Here is a 19,735-nt window from a genome sequence, read left to right as displayed (position 1 = left end):
TCCCAAACGTACAGTTGGAAAATAGCGGAAGCTTTCGGCAGGCATGCTTCAGCTAAAGAGGAAAGAGCCTTCTTTATCTTCACCGATGGCTGGTCTGCCTGAGCATTCCTGTCGGAAAAGAAAGGCTCTATTGATCAAAAAAGGACCATCACGGTATGTAAAACCCCTCGTATTCTTTCCAAAAGGAATACGAGGGGTTTCGTCTGGCATCTCTTATTTATTAGCAAAATGAAGAATACAATCTACAGAGCAGGTTTTGGGACAGCCCCGTTTTCTACGTCCAAATACTTCTCAGCTCCCACGTCGTAATAGTGAAGGGGGATTCTTCAAAAGGGTGAAGGGAAAGTTCCCGAGACTCTTTTGAAGGAAAGATGCGGGAAGTGAAGACATGCTCCCCGTTGTTAATAAAAATTTCTATAGAAGAAGTGTCTAAAAAGATATGAAGGTTTTTCAATTTTTTAACAGAAGTTTTTCTTTCTTCTTTTTGACTGCTTTTAAGGCTGGTACGCTTAAAAGTAAATGTCTGTTGAAAAGCATCATAGTGAATGTCAGCTGTGTTTCGAATGTTAATCGCAAATGAAGCAGGGGGACATTCCAGAAACATCTCTAATGTCTTTTCTTCAGATAAAGAAAGATGAACTCCTTCAGTAGAAAGAGAGGAGTAATGATACGTCTGCTGTTTATTGCGTAATAATTTTAACTCTTCCGCAGGAATCTGCTGAAGGGAACCATTCACCAGCTTGAGTTCCCTGGGAATCGTCATCGCATGAATCCAATTGTTCACAAGGGTAGGGTGGTGGTTTTCTGTTTCATCCGGCATGCCCATCCACGCGATCAAGAGTCTTCTCCCTTTACTGTCCAGCATAGTCTGGGGAGCATAAAAGTCAAATCCATGATCCAGCTCAGTGAATCCTCCGTGCTTGTAGGTTTTATTCTCGTAATTTAGAGTTCCTGTAAAATAACCGGACTGAAACAGGTTATTGTAACGGTCTCCCTCCGCTTCCATTCCCTGCGGAGATACTAGGAGAATATCTTCCCCCTCCAAATAGAACAAATCCGGACATTCCCACATGTAGCCAAAATAGCCTAATCCGTTAACAAATGAGCCGGCAATAGAGCCGTGATGGGACCAATAGGTAAAATCTGTGCTGCTGAAAAAAGCCACTTTTCCTGTGTAGTCTTTTCCTTGAGCGCCGATGACCATATACCAGACTCCATTTCGTTTCCACACTTTTGGATCTCTAAAGTGAGAAGTATAGTCGGAAGGCAGATTAAGAACAGGGCCTTCTTTGTTAAAGGTTTTTCCATCTGAAGACATGGCCCGGCATTGATAGGTAGAGCGTCTGCCTTCCTCGTCTTTAACGTTTCCGGTATAAAAAAGAAAAAGGGAACGATCAACTACGATGGCACTACCGGAATAACAGCCATTTTGATCATACCAGCTGTTAGGGGAAAGAGCCGGCGGCTGTCTCTCCCAGTGAGCCAAATCTTTAGACGTATAATGTCCCCAGTGTTTTCTTTCATGGGTAGGAGCAAACGGATTCCACTGATAAAAAAGATGATACGTTCCATCATACTCAACAAAACCATTTGGATCGTTCAAAAGCCCTTGAGAAGGAGTGAGGTGAAATTGAAGACGGTAATCATCGGAAAGGGGTTCCTGGCTGTTTGAAATCAAAGGGTAGTCTCCTTTCTTTATAAAATTATGGAGTCTTGGATTCCTTTTGGCTGAGGTGCTTCTTATCGGAAAACCCAAAGAACCAGGTTAAAACGAAGGCTACGGCAATCGCCACGATGTTAACTAAAATATAAGAGAAAATTTGTTCATTTAAATAAAGCAGTGCACCGGGAAGCACAGTAATAGCCATCCCTGTTCCTTGAAGATTTAATACGGAAGCCAGAAATCCGCCGGCGCCGCCTCCAATAAGTCCCATAATAAACGGTGTACCATAACGAAGGTTTACCCCGAAAATAGCCGGTTCTGTAATACCTAAGAGAGCAGAAAATGAAGAAGGATAGGCTAAGGCTTTTAATTTCTTTGAACTGGTCTTCGCTGCCACCGCAAGAGCTGCCCCGCCTTGTGCCGCTACTGAGGCTGTAACGATGGCGTTATAAGGATTGCTTCCTGTAGCTTCCAGCATTTGAATTTCCAATAAATTAAATACGTGATGAACACCTGTTATAACGATGATCTGATTGAAAAAACCAATCAATAATCCGGCAATGCCAAATGGCCAGTCCAAAACAGCCAGGGTGCCGGCTAAAATTACATTTTCTAAAGCGTGAAGGCTGGGGCCCAGAATAAAAAGAGCCAGAGATATCATGATCAGCAAAGTAATAAATGGTGTAACAATAAGATCCAATGCTTCGGGCATTTTTTTTCGAATCTGTTTTTCAAGCTTTGCCCCTACCAATCCAGTAATAAAAGCGGGCAGGACAGAACCTTGATACCCGGTGACCGGAAGAAAATTAAAAAACATAATAGGTTCTGCTTCATTGCCGGCTACTTCCCAGGCATTAGGCAGGGCAGGGCTGACAAGCATTAAACCGAGAACTAAACCAATTATAGGACTCCCGCCGAATACACGGAAGGCTGACCACGCAACTAATGCCGGCAGAAAGACAAAAGCCGTATCGGTAAGAATTTCTGTAAATAATAAAAAGTTGGCAGGAATTTCGTCAGGGGTCATGCCAAACCAGGCCAGAATTTGTTCCTGCAGTACTAATCCCCGCAGTCCCATAAAAAGACCGGTGGCAACAAGGGCAGGGATGATAGGAACAAACACGTCACCAAAGGAACGGATAGCACGTTGGAAAAAATTCCCTTGATTCTCATTTTCCTGTTTCTGCTGTGATTTCGTAGATTCAGGAGTTCCAAGCTGCACGACTTCTTCATAGATTTTGTTAACGGTGCCGGTGCCTAATATAATTTGATACTGTCCGGAATTATAGAACGCCCCTTTAACTTTATCTGTGTTTTCGACTTTTTCCTGGTCAATTTTTTCTTTGTCCTTTACCATGATCCGCAGCCTGGTTGCACAATGCGATACCGAAGAAATGTTTTCCTGTCCACCTACAGCATCAATAATTTGAGCAGCGATCGCCTTATTCATTCAAAACCCTCCTTATGTGTAAAGAAACCTGTCCTTTCAGTATGTGTAATCGATTACACATACAAAAAAATAATATAGTACATGCACATAAACGTTCCTAAAGGATATGTTATCGATTACACATTAATTTTAATGTGTAATCGGTTACATGTTACGATCATACGCTATCTCTAATTAAAAGTCTATAGCCTAAAACCATTTTTTGGATAGTATGATCTTTGGTTCGGATTTTATTTAGTATTAATTTTGCTGCTTCCCGGCCGGCTTCTTCGTTTTTGAAATCTATTGTCGTTAAAGGAGGGTCAACGTTTTCAGAAATTTCAGAAGCACCGATGCCGGCAACGGCTATATCTTTTGGAATGGAATAGCCTTCTTTTTTTAAATAACGCATCGCTCCGACGGCTAGACGATCTGTCACTGCCAGGACTGCTGTCGGTTTGACATCGGAACATTGAATAATGGACTGCATCGCATCGAACCCCGGCTGAATGCCAAAGGAAGCTTCTTTCATTAACCCGGTTTCTAAACGGAGTCCGCTTTCCTTCATGGCGTCTTCGTATCCTTTTTTTCTAAGAGAGCCAACTGCTTCATCTTTTTCATTCACGCCAATAAATGCAATGTTCTTATGGCCTTTTTTTATTAAATACAAAGTTAATTCTTTTGAAGCGTTATAGTTGTCATAAACAACATAGGACTCTTCGGCAAATTTCTGCCCTACAACGACGAAAGGAATATTGATTCTTTTCACTTCTTTCATTAACGAGGGGTCTACGTTAGTGGCATTTAGTATGATGCCCTCGACCTGCCTGCTGCGCAGAAGTTTTAATAACTCAATTTCTTTTTGAGGATCCAGGTTGGAGGCAGTTAAAATAATTTGATAACCATGTGCTGCAAGCTCCACATTAATACCATCCACTACCCGGCTCCCGGATTCTGTGCTGAGCTTTGGTATGATCACACCGATTACTTTAGTTTGTTTTGTTCTAAGAGACTTAGCGTGCTCACTTGGTATGTATTGATGCTCTTCTATTATTTTCAAAACTCTTGATCGTACCTCTTCACTGACGTAGCCGGAATTATTTAGAACTCTTGATACTGTCGCGCCGGAAACATTGGCTAAGGATGCAATCTCTTTTATAGTAATCAATGTAGGAACTCCTTCTGGAAAATACTAATACATCTTCCTATTATACAAAAATAAACAATTCCCGTCCTCTATTAAGAAGGAGAATTGTTTATAAACAGATAGGGACTATCAGATGACAAGTGCAGATGGCATCATGTAATAGGAAATAATAGAAGATTTACTGGAATGCGGTGTGGTATCGATAGCAGTTACTTTCGTCTCATAGGCACCAATGTTAAATTCTTCCCCAAGTTCAAAGCCGTCCCACTCATTGAGGCTCTCATCGAGTATTGGAGAGGTTCGCAGGGCTTCTACAGTATCGAAAAACAAAATCTGCTGCTTTGTTTTTGGGTCAGCGGGAACATAAATGAACTGAATCACGGTGTCATTGGAAAGATTCAATCGATAACCACCTTCTTTTTATAGTATGGAAAGTTCTTTATAAAGAATTATATACGAGATTATCGATCTGTCAATAAGTACCAGAAAAAAATCTGTATTCTTCACGAATTCTTCATACATGTACGATAAGCTGTAACCATACAGAGAAATTAGAAGAGAGAGGGAGGCACCTTACCGATGAAAAAAATCACAGCAGGAAGTACGTTGCTGGCAGTCGTTTTAGCTTTAGGAGCCTGCGGGAACGAGGAAGAGCCGACAAATATGATGGATGAGGATACGATGATGGACGAAGATATGTCGGAGCAGGAGATGATGGACGGGGAGTCAGAAGGCCACATGAACCATTCCAGTTCCGGAGAAGTACCGGATGACCTCCAGGAAGCAGACAATCCTGAATATGAGGAAGGCAGCCGTGTCATGATTGAAACAGGTCATATGGAAGGAATGGAGGGAGCGGAAGCCGTCATTGAAGGCGCGTATGACACGACGGCCTATGCTGTCTCTTATACCCCGGAAAACGGCGGTGATCCTGTAGAGAACCATAAATGGGTCGTTCATGAGGAATTGGAAGACCCAGGAGAGGATCCTCTTCAATCCGGTGACACTGCCGTGATGAACACAGACCATATGGAAGGTATGATGGGAACAGAAGCTGAAATAGATTCAGCCGAAGATACGACGGTTTATATGATTACTTTTACCCCGACAGATGGCGGGGAAGAAGTATCCAATCACAAATGGGTTACCGGCGATGAATTGTCTGAAATAAACTAATCAACAGGGGTCTTCCTTTTAAAAAGGAAGACCTTTTTTGTATTTTCCGATAATTTTTATTTCTTTTTTTCCAAATAAAGGGCTACACCTGGCAGGAGGGAACAGGTATGCTTGTAGAAGAAAAAAAGATGTTATGAATAGAAAGGTGTTCAACGTATATGATACAAAACCCGCAGGGCAGGCAGCGGCTCGGGCTCGCAGTGCTTCTGAGCCTGCTTGCTATTCTTGGGCCGCTTAATATTGATATGTACCTGCCCAGCTTTCCAAACATTGCCGAAGAGTTGAACGCCAGTGCATCCATGGTCCAGCTCAGCTTAACCACCTGTTTAATCGGACTTGCCGTCGGACAGATTGTGGTCGGTCCGATCAGTGATGCGAAAGGAAGAAGAAGACCGCTGATCATTTCTTTAATTTTATTTGCGGTCGCCTCGTTTCTCTGTGCGGTTGCGCCGAATATTACGACATTGATCATCGGGCGTTTTCTGCAGGGGTTCACCGCAGCTGCAGGTGTCGTTTTATCCCGGGCGGTCGTCCGGGATATATTCAGCGGGCGTGAGCTCACGAAGTTTTTCTCGCTTCTGATGGTCATCAATGCTACAGCACCGATGGCAGCTCCGATTGCCGGCGGTGCTATCCTGCTTCTGCCTTTCGCCAACTGGTCGACTATTTTTATTTTTCTTGGCCTGCTTGGTCTGATCATTGTTATTATTATCAGTCTCCGGCTGGAAGAAACCCTTCCTATGGAAAAAAGAATGCCGAGCACGCTCAAGCAGTCTGTCGGTACGCTTTTTGATTTAACGAAAGACAAAGCCTTTATTGGCTACGCGCTTACCCTTGGATTTGTGCATGGAGGAAGCTTTTCTTATGTTTCCGGTACGCCGTTTGTGTACCAGGGCATTTATAACGTATCGCCGCAGGTATTCAGCGTGCTGTTTGGTATTAACGGTATTGCTATTATTATCGGAAGTTTCCTGATCGGGCGTCTTTCCGGCATCGTGACGGAACGAACACTTTTGCGGACGGCGGTTCTGATTGCGTCGGGAGCCACAGCGTTTCTTCTCATGATGACGATCATAGAAGGGCCGCTGGCGCTCATTGTTATTCCTATCTTTGTATACATGACGGCGATGGGGATGATATTAACGAGCTCCTTTACGCTGGCGATTGCCAAACAGGGCCACCGGGCCGGCAGTGCAAGTGCTCTGCTGGGAATGCTGCCGCTGTTGATCGGATCGATTGTTTCTCCACTTGCCGGAATTGATGAAACGACGGCGGTTCCGATGGGAGCGATTATGTTCAGCACGACGATACTTGGAATGATTGCCTTTTTCCTGCTGACCGAAAAGAAAACGGATATTGTGTAATAAAAAAAGACCGGAGGGCATGAGCCCTTCGGTCTTTCGTATGGATTACTGGAAAAACGGCATGATAAGTGAATATCCGATAATGACAGCAAACAGCAGTGTCATATGGTTCAAGGAAAAAATAAACATGGTTTTTGCCCATTTTTCCGGTGCCATTTTTTTGTAGGAAGCAATGCTTGTAATCAGCCAGGCGGCGCTTAAAATAAAAGCGACAGCCACAATAAAAGAGCTGAGCTGGATGAAAAGAAAGCTGGAAAGCACAAGCGCGATAAGATAAACATTAGTCTGAATATACGTCCGGCGGTTGCCTTTCACGACAGGAAGCATCGGAATACCGGCTGCTTTGTACTCATCGTGGCGGCGTATCGCAATCGCATAGAAATGCGGCATCTGCCAGATAACCATAACGATGAAAAGACCTAATACTTCTAAATGCATAAAATTATTCGTAATAGCGGCCCAGCCGATTAACGGCGGTACTGCCCCGCTGATGCTGCCTACTTCTGTGTTATAAATGGTGCGGCGCTTTGTCCACATTGTATAGGGCACAACATAAAGAAAGAGCCCCAGAAATCCCATAAGAGCGGCAAGTGGTGAAGCGAAGGCTAAAAAGCCGATACCGGACAGCGACATGACGGTGCCGAGAATAAGAGCATTCCGGGAATTCATACGCCCGGTTACAGTCGGCCGGTTTTTTGTACGGTCCATGATTTTATCAATGTCCCGGTCATATACGTTGTTGAACGTTCCTGCTGCACCAATAACAAGTGCCGATCCTATGATCGCAAGAATGATTGTACCTATTTGATCAAAAAAAGAAATACCATTTATAAATAGTGCAAGGCTGATCCCCGCGAACATGACAATTAAATTGGATTTAATGATTCCGGTTTTTATCGTCTCAGCAAGTACTTTACGGAGTGCCTGCTGCGGAACGAGGAGAGAGTCCTGTTGAGCGTTATGCTCGATATTTTCACTTCTCATCTGCGTCTCCTTCCCCCTTGAGTTGAAATGTTATGTAACCAATGTATCATATTAATACTACCAAATCCCGAAATCAAGAAAGAGTTCGGGATGTTGTCAATAATATGTGAACGCTTTTTGACTAATATCAGATAGTTCACACAGCTTTCGTACAAAAACGCTACCACTTATTATACCTTATACGCTTACATTTTACGAGAACTTAAATAGGACTAAACACTCAAAAATGGATTAAACAATAAAATAAAGGTGTGAACACGCAATCGACGTGTTTGAGTTATAAGCTTTAATAAAAATAAGAGTACGGTTGAATAAACCAGGTTGTCGTTCTTTTTCAAAAAACAAAAGAGCATTCAGTAAATAAATAAGCCCGGAGGCACTGGACAGAGCGGGGAAAGACACTTAGTATAAAAAGAAAAAGAACAAACTTTCGGGAGGTAACTATATGGACAATCAATGGATGCTTGCAGCAGCAATGGGTTTTGCCATAGGTACATCCGGCGTGCTTCCTGCCCAGGCGGCAGGAACGGCTGAGCAGTCTTCTGCTTCCGTAGAAGAAAAAGCAGAAGATGACACCATCGCTTCTCAGTGGCAGACAGCGCTGAAGCAGATTGCCTCCCAATATGATATCGATATACAAAACAAAGCAAGACTTGATGTGATTGAAGAAATCGAAGACGCTGTGTTGAAAGAAGCCGCCCTTCAGTACAACATACCGACAGCACAGAAAGAACCGGTAGAGGTTATAAAAGATATTCAATCAGTGCAGCTAAAGCAGGCTGCGGACGTTCTTAATATAGATGTAAACGGCAAAACGCAGGATGACATCGTTGGAGAGATACTGGATAAACATGAAATAGAAGCAGAAACGAAAGGATTGTTTCCTTTTATTTCCTACTTTGCTGTGTAAATTCAGGGTAAAAAAAAGAGCCGGAGCGGCTCTTTTTTTTGTTTTCAGGAAAGCAAATGTTAAAAGAGGCATCATTTCGGGAATTGATAGTAATAGTGAACAAAAATTACAGTCCAATAGTTATATAGAATAGTGATAATGTCATTATAAGGAGGACCGGTCATGCAGTACACCCAAGAAGAACTAGTCCAACGTTTACAAACAAACGCTGTCGTTCATTATAATGGTATGGAGAAAATAGAAAAAAGTATTCCTTTTCAAGAGAATGAAAAAGGGATGGACCCAAGAGTAAAGCAGCTTATTCTCGATGAAGAAAGCACGAATTTTAAAAAGCCGATTGAACTGGCGGATCTGGAAGAAATCCGCAGCAGCAGCGGTTTTAAAAATAATGATTTAAGCCGGGGTATCCGCGTGGAACACAGAAATATCTTTCTGGAAGATAGATCACTGCATATCCGGCTGTATAACCGCGGAGAGGAATCAAAACCGGCCATTATGTATTACCACGGTGGAGGCTTTTTTCAAGGGGATATGGACGCAGCGGAAAATCCATGTAAACTTCTCGCCCAGGAGACGGGAGCCGTCGTTATTTCCGTGGAATACAGGCTGGCACCGGAGTTCCCTTATGCCGCCGGACTGACCGACTGCCTGGAAGCGCTCCGCTATATATATGACACTGCGGAAGAATTGTCTATAGACCGCGATGCCATCGGATTGGTTGGTGACAGCGTTGGAGGAAACCTGGCACTTGGGGTCAATCATTTGAGTACGAATGAGCCATGGATTATTTCTCATTTAGGCCTGCTGTACCCACTCGTCGATCTGTCGGATTTTTCAGGGAAGAAATGGAATATGGCCGCATATGACTTCTCGGAAGATGAAGCATTGATTCGAAGAGAACTCATTAACATGAGGCAGTCTCTTTTTTTTATCCAGTCTCTTTATTTGAACGATCTCGAACAGGCGATGTCGCCTCTCGTGTCACCGGTGCTGAGCGAAGTAAAGCAGAATATTCCGCCTGTGACCATTGTTACGGCTGAATTCGATTATTTAAAAATTCAGGGAGCCGAATTTGCCAGGCAGATGGCCGATGCTTCGGTTCCTGTCCGCCATATTGAATACAAAGGGATGAATCATGCTTTTGTAGAGAAACTGGGCCGGTATCCTCAGGCGGCCGATGCCATTGCAGAAATCTCCCGTCACTTTAAAGAAACCATATAACGCTTTTCTTAAGCCGCCTGCTTATTGTAGAGGCGGTTTTTGTGTGAAGAAAAATTCACTATTGCTGATTAAAAATAAATGGTTACGGGAAAGGGACAGAAGAACTATAAAGAACGGCATCAGTTATATACAATTAGAAGAGTCGGGTTGGAAGGCACAAGCCACTGCAGCGAGCTCTTTTTAGGAGATGAATATTATGGCAGGGCACGATCAGCTGAAAAAGCAGATGCGGGAAAAAGAAACGCGCCGGATCCAGGGAAATATGGAGAAAATCATCAAGCATATTCCGGACCAGGAAGAGACCGGCGGACTGGATCCTAGAGTGAAGGACTGGATGCTGACAGCAGAGCCTGACAAAACAAGAAGGCCTTTGGAAGTAGACGATTTGGAAGAAATCCGGGAGCATGAAGGCTTTCCAAATACAGATATAGCTCCATCCGTTTCCAGCCGCGAGCTGACGATTGACCTGAAAGATCGGAGCATTCCTATCCGCATTTACAACGAAGGCGGCGGGAAAAAACCGGTAATGCTTTATTTTCACGGCGGTGGATTTTTCAGCGGTAATATCGGCATGGTGGAAAACCCGTGCAAGTGGCTTGCACAGGAATCAGAAGCGATTGTCATTTCAGTTGGCTACCGTCTCGCGCCGGAGCATCCGTTTTCCGATGGACTAAATGACTGCCTTGAAGGAACAAGATGGGTGTGGGAACAGGCAGAACATCTGCAGATAGACACTGACAACATCAGCCTGGCAGGAGAAAGCGCCGGAGCTAATCTTGCTCTTGGTGTAGGCGAACTGACCCTTGATGAAAAATGGGATATTAAGCATATAGCTCTTCTTTATCCGCTTGTCGACCTGGCAGATTTTACCGGAGAACAGTGGAAAATAGACCAGTACAAATTTTACAACGACGAAGCGCTGATCCGGGAAGAGTTGACGAGTATGCAGCAGGCGACTGTATTTATTCAATCCTTGTACCTTCAGGATTTAAATGAGGCCAATTCGCCGCTCGTATCCCCTATTGTCAGTGAAAACAAACACAGACTGCCGCCGATGGCTATCGTAACGTCTGAGTATGATTACTTGAAAATACAAGGACAGGAATATGCCAGGCAGGTAGCAGCAGCTGGTGTTCCTGTGAGACTGTGGGAATACAAAGGAATGGACCATGCTTTTGTAGATAAACTTGGATACTATCCGCAGGCGGCCGATGCATTAACGGAAATAGCCGGTCATTTTCAGGCAGTCACAGCAGGAAAAACCGCGGCAGAATGGAAAAAAGGTTCATAATGTTCATAAAAAAACCGGTGAAATTAACAGGTATTCTCATAAATGGATAGAATAAAAGCCCGGAGTTGTTTAAAATATCCTTATGGCTGTAAATAATGCAATTCTTAAGACATGGGATGGTGAATACGATGGATGGAAGTTCTTTATGCAAAGGGCTGATATCATTAAAGGGACACAAGCTTCGTCTGGTATATGCTCTTTTGCAGAGAACAAATACCATTGATTTGTTGATTTCAAGAGGACGGGAGGCTCTTTCTCCTGAAAGTGAAGATGCTTTTGGTTCGCATTTAGAAAGAGAAATCAGCCAGCTGGAGCAGGAAGACGATATTTTGCTTCAGCTGGATATTTTTTCAGAGCTTGGCCGGCTGATGAATGTGATTCAGCCTCCGCTTACGAGCGAGGCCGTACTTAAAACGCAGTCAGACAATATTCTGGAGCATGCTTATTTATACTTGGAAAAGCAGAATAAAGTGTTTAAACAATTTGCCGAAGTCCAGAAAAGCGGGACGAAGCTCGATCATATGATTCATTTTATTATGCTGTCCCTGCTGGACATTGTTGATACGGAATCAAGAGAATATTCGGAAGAAGAACTGGAAGAAACGGCTGAAGCGCTTCATGGCTGTCTTGAAAAACTTCCGGATGAATCAAAACAAAAACTGGCCTACCAGATTGGAAAGCCTGTAACGACTACGGCCGAAGTGAAGCGGATTATCCGCCGGTCTGAGCTCAGCAAACTGTTCTCTGCCGCAGCAGAAATTGAAGGATTATCTTCTTATCTCGAAGTTAACAAGCTGCTGCCGGTGCTGTTAAAGCGAAAAGGAGTAAAAGTACCGTTTGCTGAGCAGACGGACACCTCTTATTTAACGGCAGCGTTTGCCTCTCCTTTCTTTTTTCTGCCGGTAATTCTGGGAAACAGTTTTTTCTCTCAGGGCGCCCAGCATTTTTATTTCAAAAAACTGCTCGTGCCAAGCACGATTGTGTACATTTCGCTGCTGTCTTCCCTTACAGAGGAAGAAGAAACCTATGAGCCATTACTGGAAGCGTGGAAAAAAAGGACGGCTTTTTATAAAAAGGAATTAGAGCATGCGGAACAATTGAAAAATAAAATATCCTCCCAGGAATCAGTGATTCGTTCCAAGGAGCAGAAAGTCCAGGCACTAAAACAGGAAATGGATCGAAGCATGTCCATTCTTGATGAAGCGAAGAACGATATCTGGCTGTCTTTGTATACGAACGGTTTAAAGGAATGGGACATCAATGAAACGTTTGCTTCCTACCGCCGGGAATACAAGGAAGCGATGAACCGTTTAAATGAAATCGAACGCCAGCGCCGGAAGCATAATCCCCGTGCCGGTTTTCGGAGCATAATGAACCGCACGGCAGCGCATGTAACAACGTATATGGATGAAAAGAAAGAAAAGCGAGAAGCCAACGAAGCGATGCGGAAAATGGTGGATGAATTCATTGAGGCAGAACACGCCTATGAGCCATATAAAAAAACGGCAGCGCTGGAAAAGAAGAAAAAGGTAGAGGAACTCCAGAACGCCAAACAGGAGGCAGAATACCAGAAAGAACAGGAACGCCGGCGCTGGAAGGATTATAAAGAACAATATAAAGAGAGCCTTGCCACAATCAGGGCGCTGGAACGCGACAACGCTTCAATTACGAAATAAGAAAAGCACGATCCTCTCTTGAGGATCGTGCTTTTCAGGCTGTTGAAAAAGACGATAAATACGTATTTTTATACAAAATCCTGTACAGGGGTGCTTTCCGCAGGCCGAGCCTTAAGCTAAAGAGGAAAAGAACGACCTCTTTAGCTTCACCGATGGCTGTTCTGCAGGAGTCACCCCTGTATATTTTTCTTCTCCTCTTTTCAACAAAGTATTAAAAGAATTCAAGATCGTGTATAAATATACAAGGTGAAATAGTTTCTCGACAAACTGAAAAGCACGATCCTCTCTTGAGGATCGTGCTTTTAGTATAATGAGGCGCTGGGTTATTCGTCCGCGCTGTCTTCAAGACTTTCGACTACAAAGTCAAGCTGGCTTTCAAGAGATACAGGATCATTAAAGAAAGAGGCAGCCGTATCGAGCTCGTAAACATTATCTTCCTCAACGGCAGGAAGGTTCTGCCAGACATTACTTTCATAGACTTCATCGGCTGAGCCTGTTTCCGATTCCTGCCATGGGCTCGTGAAAATGATATCTCCGGCATACTCGTCCAATGCTTCCAGCGAGACGTTCACAAATCCTTCTCCACTGTCGATAGCATCTTCCTGTACTGCTTCCGGCGCGGCCAGGCCGAATTCATCGTAAATAATCTCGCCGCCGCGGGCAAACGTATTACCAAACACGTAAACGCCTTTTTCAAACGGCTGAATTAGAGAGATCGTACGGTCTCCTACGCTTTCTTCTACAGAAGCCCGGTTTTCTTCAATGGATTTATCCCACTCCGTAATCCATTCTTCGGCGGCTTCTTCTTCGCCGGTCATCGTACCGAATTCCTGGAGCTGTTCTTTAAAGGGAAGCTGGCCGTAATCGATAGTGACAGTAGGAGCGACATCCTGAAGCTGTTCGAGGTTTTCATCCGAGCTCAATGTCACAATAAGGTCGGGTTCGAGGGCCAGCACTTGTTCTACAGAAGTGCCATCGCCTAAATCTTCAATGCCTTCTGTCATTTCTTCGTCAAAATAGGGATTTTCCAGAGCCTGGGTGGTGGCACCGATTGGCTTTTCATCAAGCGCAAGGAAATATCCCACATAAGAAGGGGCGAGCACTACTATGTTCTGCGGGTCTTCTGGTATATCAAAGGAACCGTTGGGTCCTTCATAGGTCACGGTCTCACCGGAGCTTTCCTCCTGTGTTTCTTCTGCAGAGGATTCTGTATCCTCTGTCTCTTCCTGGCTGTCTGCTCCGCCGCCGCACGCCGCCAAAAGCGTTACTGCTGCCGCGGAGGCAGTAAACATGCTTCGATGAATCCACTTTTGCATGATGTATCTCCTTTTAGGTTATAATTGATAAAGATTATCATTATCATATAATTTCTTCGTTCATTTTGCAACGTATTTATTATGAGGAAACACCTAGACATTTACTGTAGTTATTGCTAAGCTTTTTATGATTGAAAATGATTCTCAATCAAAACAATAAAAAAACAATGAGGGTTACATATGAAAGATAAACAAGCAGAAAAGGTAAAGCGCAAACCGCTTTCCGCGGCTTTCCTTTTTATTATTGGAACGCCGCTTTTGTTTTTAATGTTCATGCTCTCCATTTCTGTCGGAGCCGCAGATATTGATCTGCAGACCGTATGGGCTTCGCTTTTTTCCTTTGACGCTTCCAATAACCAGCATGTGATTATCCAGGAGCTGCGTCTGCCGCGCTCTACGGCTGATGTGGTGGTCGGCGCCGGATTTGCAGTAGCCGGGGCGGTTCTTCAGGGAATGACGCGCAATCCGCTGGCAGAGACCGGAATTTTTGGTATTAACGCCGGTTCAATCTTTATGGTAGCGATATGTTTTGCTTTTTTTCCGGGGCTTTCCTACAGCAATCTTATTTTATTTTCCTTTGCAGGAGCTGCGATGAGTCTCGGGCTGATATTTGGCATTGGAGCGATGACAAAAGGCGGTCTTTCCCCGGTCCGGCTTGTTCTGGCAGGGGCCGCCATCAGTGCTCTGTTTACCGCTTTAAGTGAAGGAATAGCTATTTATTATAATTTAAGCCAGGATCTGGCTTTTTGGTACGCAGGCGGAGTGGCAGGCGTAAGGTGGGAACAATTGCTGCCGGCGCTGCCTTGGCTCGCAGTCGGACTTGGTATGGCTGTAGTGCTGTCGCGCTCGATTACGCTGCTCAGCCTTGGAGAGGATATTGCCGCAGGTCTGGGAGCGAGAGTCCGTTGGATCAAGCTGTGCTGCGTGATCGCCGTACTTATTTTGGGAGGGCTGTCCGTTTCTATTGTCGGTCCGGTTGCTTTTGTAGGCCTTGTGATTCCTCATATTGTCCGCTACTTTGTCGGGGCCGATTACCAGCTGATTATTCCAGGCTCTATTATTGTTGGAGGTATCTTTATGACATTGGCTGATATCGGCGCCCGGATGATCAATCCTCCGTATGAAACCCCGATCGGCGCCCTGTTTGCACTGATCGGCGTTCCGTTCTTTCTTTATATAGCCCGTAAAGAAAGGAGAGAAAGTTTATGAAATCAACCGTTCAGGAACGGCTGCGGAAAAAACAGCTGTTTTTCTTTGCCGTTATTATCCTGCTCATTATGGCCGTCTTTTTTTACAGTATGAACACAGGCTTTACGAGCCTGTCTCCAATAGAAGTAATTCAGACCTTTATCGGGAGGGGGGACACTCAGAGCAGTTTGATTTTGTTTGAATTTCGTCTCCCCCGGATTGTCCTCGCTCTGCTCGTAGGAGCCTGTCTGGCGATTTCCGGCTGTATTTTGCAGGGAGTATCGCGTAACAGCCTGGCAGATCCCGGTATTCTAGGCATTACAACAGGTGCCGGATTGTTTGTCGTGTTGTATATTTCCTATGCGTCTTCTTTTGAAGCGGCTTCCGCTTTTACGCTGCCTTTTCTTGCCCTGATCGGCGGGTCTATAACTGCTTTTCTTATTTACGTCTTATCCTATGAAAAAAATGTCGGGCTGCTGCCGTACCGGATGATATTGAACGGAATTGCTATTGCAGCCGGCATCAGCGCGTTAATGACGATACTCATGCTCCGCCTCGCCCCGGAGCAGTACAGCTTTGTAGCCATCTGGCTGGCCGGACGCATCAGCGGTTCCACCTGGAATGAAGTGCTGTCGCTCCTGCCGTGGCTTGTTATTTTGTTTATTGTCATTATGTTTCGGGCGAGAGACCTGGATGCGCTCGCCTTCGGCGATAAAATGGCGACCGGTCTCGGCGTCACGGTGGAAAAAGAACGGCTTATTCTTACAGGGTCCGCCGTAGCTCTTGCGGCCGCCGGGGTGTCTGTCAGCGGCGGTATTGGATTTGTCGGCCTGATCGCTCCGCATTTAGCACGGAGACTGGTCGGAAGCCGGCATGTAATGGTGCTGCCCGCCTCAGCTCTTCTTGGCGGGCTGCTGCTCTTAACGGCAGATACGATCGGCCGCTCGATTATTGAGCCGTCCGAAATTCCGGCAGGCGTGGTCGTAGCCGTAATCGGCGCTCCTTATTTTCTTTACCTCCTCGCCAGGCAGAAAGCCTAGGTTTAACAAGAAGAGTATCTCAATGTATACTGGAAGCAGTAAGGAGAGGAAGTGATCAGTCTGTATCCTATTCCGTTAACCATTGTGTATGCTGCCATTATCATTTTAATAGCCTGCAGCATTTATATGATGTATCGAAAAAAAGTTCTGAAAGGTTTTAAAAGCATGGTGACTCCTATCTGCTTTCTGCTTGTCCCAATCATGAATCTGATTGTACTCTGGATGGGATGGTCGTCAATTGTCAGCTGGACAGCGTTTACCGTACTGCTGCTGCTCGGTGCTTATTTTATGAAGTACCTGCCAAAGCCTGGACCGGAACAAAATATGTCTGAAAAATAGTTCTCCAGAGACCGGAAACCAGTTTACGCTGGTTTCTTTTTTTGTATAAACATCTGTAATATTTTAAACGGGAAAAAAGCCGCTGCCTGCGCTGTTTAGCAAATAAAGGAAGTACGGAATTAGAGATATATTACATAAAAGAAGCGGCGGTATCGTTCGCTGCTGGGGCATTCCGTAGTGCCCTTCCAGTGAATTGGATGCTTAAATTACAAAGTGTTACATATTTAACGAGATAATGACGAGATTTCATTTATGATTACACTCTTCTAACAAGCATCGATAATCTATTGTGTTAACAGATTTGGCTGTCTATACTTCAACTAGTCAAACAGACACTATTGCCATTCAGTGAAACACAAAAATAAACTCAGGAGGTGAACGAGCGTTACTCAAGAAAGCCGCAAAAAGAAATACATAGATTAATCGAGTTATGGGGATTCGGAACTATGTTGTATTAACGGCCAATTGAACAATAACGCTTCGTACATTTATGAAAAAATTTATTCTAACTTCAATCGTGGGCACAGCCCTTTTAGCAGGACCTATTGCAGGAGCAGATGCTTCTGTAGGCGATCAGACACTTCGTGACGGAATGAATCATTCAGACGTAGCCGAACTTCAGGAGTGGTTGAATGAAAACGGCCATGACGCAGGTTCTGTAGACGGTGTCTTCGGACCAAATACAAAATCCGGTGTGAAATCTCTTCAGTCTTCTGAAGGATTAAGCGTAGATGGTATTGCCGGCAACAACACATTCGGTGCGATGGACCTGGAAGCATCTGCAAACACTAATTCAAGTGCTTCTTCTGAAAAAGTAGCAGGAGCTTCAACGGAAGCTTCTCAGTCCACTGGATTTAGTAATCCTACAAGCGGACCGGTAAGTTCTGAATTCGGGCCCCGCAATGGCAGCATGCATAACGGTATTGATATTGCTTCCGGCGGTCAGTCCAATATTTCAGTTGACGCGTCTGCATCAGGTACAGTGAAGCAGGCAACAACGATGAGCGGATACGGTAACACGGTTATTGTGGAACACACAGTAAACGGACAGACATTCGAAACGCTTTATGCTCACCTGGCTTCTATTAATGTATCTGCCGGCGACAGCGTTGGTCAGGGCGAATCTATTGGAATTATGGGTAACACTGGACAATCTACCGGTACACACCTTCACTTTGAAATTCACGAAGGTGCCTGGAACGGTGCTAAATCCAATGCCGTGGATCCAAGAAACTACGTAAGCTTCTAAATCATACTAAGTAAGCCTGTTCCCAAGCGGAACAGGCTTTTTTTATATTTTTATTTAATTAGTTATTTGAAAATTGAAAAATTAATGTTTAGATCGTATAATAAATGGATATAGTATGTACAACTATTGTTTAATAGTTGGTTGTACATTTTCCGTCCCTCAGACACGTATCTTAATAGAAAGAAGGGAAAGGTATGAAAAAGTTTGCTGGATCGATGTTAACAGGTGTGCTGGCGTTTGGGTTGGTTGGTGGAGGCACGGCTTTGGCCGACAGTCATGACATGGATGATGGTTCATCTGAAGATAACGGAATGGTAAGAATTGTTCATGCATCTCCTGATGCACCGGAAGTGGATGTGTATGTGGATGGAGAAGCAGTGGTCGAAGGGGCGGCATTTAAGGATGCAACGGACTATTTAGATGTACCGGAAGGAGAACGTGAAGTAGAGATTTTTGCGGCAGGAGAAGAGGGTGAAGGAGACCCGGTTCTGGCAGGCACGCTTGATGTGGAAAGTGGAGAAGCGTATACAGCTGCAGCTACCAACACACTTGATGAGCTTGAGCTGACAGTACTCGAAGACAAGCAGGACACAGCGGAAGGTATGTCAGATATTAGAGTGGCACACTTCTCACCTGATGCACCAAATGTTGATGTCGCGGTAACAGATGGAGATATACTGTTTGAAGATGCACCATTTACCGGCGTAACGGACTATCTTGAGGTAGAAGCAGGTTCCTACGATCTGGAAGTACGGCCTACAGGCACAGAGGATGTAGTACTTGATCTTGCCGGCACCGAGCTGGAAGGCGGCACAAGCTATTCTGTCCTGGCTGTTGGTTTTGCAGAAGGGGATCCTGCCCTTGATGCTATTGTTCTCGCTACACCATCCAGTGACAGCATGCCATCTGAAATGCCGCAGACTGGTGCAGGCGGAACGGATAACACAATGATGTATGTATTGGCCGGACTGCTGGCAGCTGGTCTTGGAGCTGGATACTATGTACGCCGCCGCGCGGACGCTTCTTCATAGTATTGTCCTCGCGTTCCTGATTCTTTTTTTAACCGGCAGTTCCGAAGAACTTATGGAAGCGGAAACAGAATTTACAGAAACGGCAGTAGAAGAGGTGGAAGCGGTAGAAACAGCAGAAACAGCAGAACCTGAGCATCAGATGGAGACGGTATCTGTTCCCCGTAGTGCGTCTGTGGCTCCTGCAGAAATAAAAATAGACGCGATTAACCTGGAAGCCGCCGTGGATGAGATGGGGTATACAGAAAGTGGAGGAATGGAAGTGCCGGATAACGGAGAGGAAACCGGCTGGTTTTCGCCGGGATTCAAACCGGGACAGCAGGGAAATGCCGTCATAGCCGGCCATGTAAATGACCGGTCGGGGCCTGCTGTATTTTACCATCTGGATAAACTAAATCCGGGGGACCTGATTGAAGTGACCGGTACGAATGGAGAAACAATTGCGTTTGAAATGGAATCTTCTGCGTCTTATCCGTACGATGATGCACCGATCCAGCAGATTTTCGGGGCATCGAATGACAGAAAGCTGCAGTTGATTACATGTACGGGAGAGTTTGACAATGATGCCGGGACCCACCGGGAACGATTAGTGGTTACCGCATCAGCTGTAGAATACTAAAAGAGAGCCGGCTCCTGCAGCCGGTTTTTTTTTGCAGAAAAAATTGGTTGAAGCGCTGTCATAGAAGGGATCAGGCGCACTTTAGCTTGCATGCT

Annotated in this window: 18 protein-coding genes; 12 read left to right on the top strand and 6 right to left on the bottom strand. The window is 44.9% G+C overall.

Annotated features, from left to right (window positions below):
• Positions 1–274 precede the first annotated feature (274 nt).
• From AC5W2J_RS00920 to AC5W2J_RS00905, 4 genes are all read right to left on the bottom strand, one after another.
• A complete protein-coding gene (locus AC5W2J_RS00920) occupies positions 275–1,678 on the bottom strand; it encodes a glycoside hydrolase family 32 protein (protein ID WP_496057601.1) in 1,404 nt (467 codons plus the stop codon).
• Between the two features lie 25 nt (positions 1,679–1,703).
• The gene (locus tag AC5W2J_RS00915) at positions 1,704–3,113 is read right to left on the bottom strand and encodes a sucrose-specific PTS transporter subunit IIBC (RefSeq protein WP_496057600.1); all 1,410 of its coding nucleotides are present in this window, start codon (positions 3,111–3,113) and stop codon (positions 1,704–1,706) included.
• Between the two features lie 157 nt (positions 3,114–3,270).
• Positions 3,271–4,260, bottom strand: coding sequence for a LacI family DNA-binding transcriptional regulator (locus tag AC5W2J_RS00910; protein WP_496057599.1), 990 nt, complete (start codon positions 4,258–4,260; stop codon positions 3,271–3,273).
• A gap of 108 nt (positions 4,261–4,368) precedes the next feature.
• Entirely contained in the window at positions 4,369–4,641 is a 273-nt protein-coding gene (locus tag AC5W2J_RS00905) for a hypothetical protein (RefSeq protein WP_496057598.1), read from the bottom strand.
• Positions 4,642–4,818: 177 nt separating this feature from the next.
• Between AC5W2J_RS00905 and AC5W2J_RS00900 the strand changes: the two genes are divergently transcribed.
• Both AC5W2J_RS00900 and AC5W2J_RS00895 read left to right on the top strand, forming a co-directional pair.
• The gene (locus AC5W2J_RS00900) at positions 4,819–5,415 is read left to right on the top strand and encodes a YdhK family protein (protein WP_496057597.1); all 597 of its coding nucleotides are present in this window, start codon (positions 4,819–4,821) and stop codon (positions 5,413–5,415) included.
• Positions 5,416–5,573: 158 nt separating this feature from the next.
• Positions 5,574–6,779: a Bcr/CflA family efflux MFS transporter gene (locus tag AC5W2J_RS00895; protein WP_496057596.1), complete on the top strand. Its 1,206-nt coding sequence runs from the start codon at positions 5,574–5,576 to the stop codon at positions 6,777–6,779.
• Between the two features lie 45 nt (positions 6,780–6,824).
• Here AC5W2J_RS00895 and cyoE read toward each other — a convergent pair whose 3' ends face one another.
• Complete coding sequence (gene cyoE, locus AC5W2J_RS00890) at positions 6,825–7,763, bottom strand: heme o synthase (RefSeq protein WP_496057595.1); 939 nt, start codon at positions 7,761–7,763, stop codon at positions 6,825–6,827.
• Between the two features lie 445 nt (positions 7,764–8,208).
• Between cyoE and AC5W2J_RS00885 the strand changes: the two genes are divergently transcribed.
• The 4 genes from AC5W2J_RS00885 to AC5W2J_RS00870 all read left to right on the top strand — a co-directional run bounded on the left by AC5W2J_RS00885 (position 8,209) and on the right by AC5W2J_RS00870 (position 12,861).
• The gene (locus AC5W2J_RS00885; protein WP_496057594.1) at positions 8,209–8,673 is read left to right on the top strand and encodes a hypothetical protein; all 465 of its coding nucleotides are present in this window, start codon (positions 8,209–8,211) and stop codon (positions 8,671–8,673) included.
• A 162-nt stretch (positions 8,674–8,835) separates the two neighbouring features.
• Entirely contained in the window at positions 8,836–9,894 is a 1,059-nt protein-coding gene (locus tag AC5W2J_RS00880; RefSeq protein WP_496057593.1) for an alpha/beta hydrolase, read from the top strand.
• A 196-nt stretch (positions 9,895–10,090) separates the two neighbouring features.
• A complete protein-coding gene (locus AC5W2J_RS00875; RefSeq protein WP_496057592.1) occupies positions 10,091–11,185 on the top strand; it encodes an alpha/beta hydrolase in 1,095 nt (364 codons plus the stop codon).
• 95 nt (positions 11,186–11,280) lie between these two features.
• Positions 11,281–12,861, top strand: a complete 1,581-nt coding sequence (locus AC5W2J_RS00870) for a hypothetical protein (RefSeq protein ID WP_496057591.1) — start codon at positions 11,281–11,283, stop codon at positions 12,859–12,861.
• Between the two features lie 323 nt (positions 12,862–13,184).
• On the opposite strand, the gene AC5W2J_RS00865 is transcribed toward AC5W2J_RS00870, so the two are convergent.
• Entirely contained in the window at positions 13,185–14,177 is a 993-nt protein-coding gene (locus AC5W2J_RS00865) for an ABC transporter substrate-binding protein (RefSeq protein WP_496057590.1), read from the bottom strand.
• 180 nt (positions 14,178–14,357) lie between these two features.
• Between AC5W2J_RS00865 and AC5W2J_RS00860 the strand changes: the two genes are divergently transcribed.
• The 6 genes from AC5W2J_RS00860 to AC5W2J_RS00835 all read left to right on the top strand — a co-directional run bounded on the left by AC5W2J_RS00860 (position 14,358) and on the right by AC5W2J_RS00835 (position 19,640).
• On the top strand, positions 14,358–15,386 hold the full coding sequence (locus AC5W2J_RS00860) for a FecCD family ABC transporter permease (RefSeq protein ID WP_496057589.1): 1,029 nt from the start codon (positions 14,358–14,360) through the stop codon (positions 15,384–15,386).
• Entirely contained in the window at positions 15,383–16,405 is a 1,023-nt protein-coding gene (locus tag AC5W2J_RS00855) for a FecCD family ABC transporter permease (protein WP_496057588.1), read from the top strand. The genes AC5W2J_RS00860 and AC5W2J_RS00855 overlap by 4 nt, the downstream gene beginning before the upstream one ends.
• 51 nt (positions 16,406–16,456) lie before the next feature.
• Positions 16,457–16,744: a hypothetical protein gene (locus AC5W2J_RS00850; protein WP_496057587.1), complete on the top strand. Its 288-nt coding sequence runs from the start codon at positions 16,457–16,459 to the stop codon at positions 16,742–16,744.
• Positions 16,745–17,234: 490 nt separating this feature from the next.
• Positions 17,235–17,993, top strand: a complete 759-nt coding sequence (locus AC5W2J_RS00845; RefSeq protein ID WP_496057586.1) for a peptidoglycan DD-metalloendopeptidase family protein — start codon at positions 17,235–17,237, stop codon at positions 17,991–17,993.
• Positions 17,994–18,187: 194 nt separating this feature from the next.
• Positions 18,188–19,024, top strand: coding sequence for a DUF4397 domain-containing protein (locus AC5W2J_RS00840; protein ID WP_496057585.1), 837 nt, complete (start codon positions 18,188–18,190; stop codon positions 19,022–19,024).
• Positions 18,978–19,640: a class F sortase gene (locus AC5W2J_RS00835; RefSeq protein ID WP_496057584.1), complete on the top strand. Its 663-nt coding sequence runs from the start codon at positions 18,978–18,980 to the stop codon at positions 19,638–19,640. Before AC5W2J_RS00840 ends, AC5W2J_RS00835 begins: the two co-directional genes overlap by 47 nt.
• The last annotated feature ends 95 nt before the right edge of the window (positions 19,641–19,735 follow it).

This window comes from Sinobaca sp. SA16-1 (assembly GCF_059510515.1).
Note: the sequence above shows the minus strand (reverse complement) of the source record. Positions and strands in the feature narration are given on the sequence as shown.

Coding starts and splice junctions, on each gene's coding strand:
- AC5W2J_RS00860 (WP_496057589.1), top strand. CDS start 14,358: ATGAAAGATAAACAAGCAGAAAAGGTAAAGCGCAAACCGCTTTCCGCG.
- AC5W2J_RS00915 (WP_496057600.1), bottom strand. CDS start 3,113: ATGAATAAGGCGATCGCTGCTCAAATTATTGATGCTGTAGGTGGACAG.
- AC5W2J_RS00845 (WP_496057586.1), top strand. CDS start 17,235: ATGAAAAAATTTATTCTAACTTCAATCGTGGGCACAGCCCTTTTAGCA.
- AC5W2J_RS00885 (WP_496057594.1), top strand. CDS start 8,209: ATGGACAATCAATGGATGCTTGCAGCAGCAATGGGTTTTGCCATAGGT.
- cyoE (WP_496057595.1), bottom strand. CDS start 7,763: ATGAGAAGTGAAAATATCGAGCATAACGCTCAACAGGACTCTCTCCTC.
- AC5W2J_RS00895 (WP_496057596.1), top strand. CDS start 5,574: ATGATACAAAACCCGCAGGGCAGGCAGCGGCTCGGGCTCGCAGTGCTT.
- AC5W2J_RS00880 (WP_496057593.1), top strand. CDS start 8,836: ATGCAGTACACCCAAGAAGAACTAGTCCAACGTTTACAAACAAACGCT.
- AC5W2J_RS00855 (WP_496057588.1), top strand. CDS start 15,383: ATGAAATCAACCGTTCAGGAACGGCTGCGGAAAAAACAGCTGTTTTTC.
- AC5W2J_RS00870 (WP_496057591.1), top strand. CDS start 11,281: ATGCAATTCTTAAGACATGGGATGGTGAATACGATGGATGGAAGTTCT.
- AC5W2J_RS00875 (WP_496057592.1), top strand. CDS start 10,091: ATGGCAGGGCACGATCAGCTGAAAAAGCAGATGCGGGAAAAAGAAACG.
- AC5W2J_RS00865 (WP_496057590.1), bottom strand. CDS start 14,177: ATGCAAAAGTGGATTCATCGAAGCATGTTTACTGCCTCCGCGGCAGCA.
- AC5W2J_RS00840 (WP_496057585.1), top strand. CDS start 18,188: ATGAAAAAGTTTGCTGGATCGATGTTAACAGGTGTGCTGGCGTTTGGG.
- AC5W2J_RS00900 (WP_496057597.1), top strand. CDS start 4,819: ATGAAAAAAATCACAGCAGGAAGTACGTTGCTGGCAGTCGTTTTAGCT.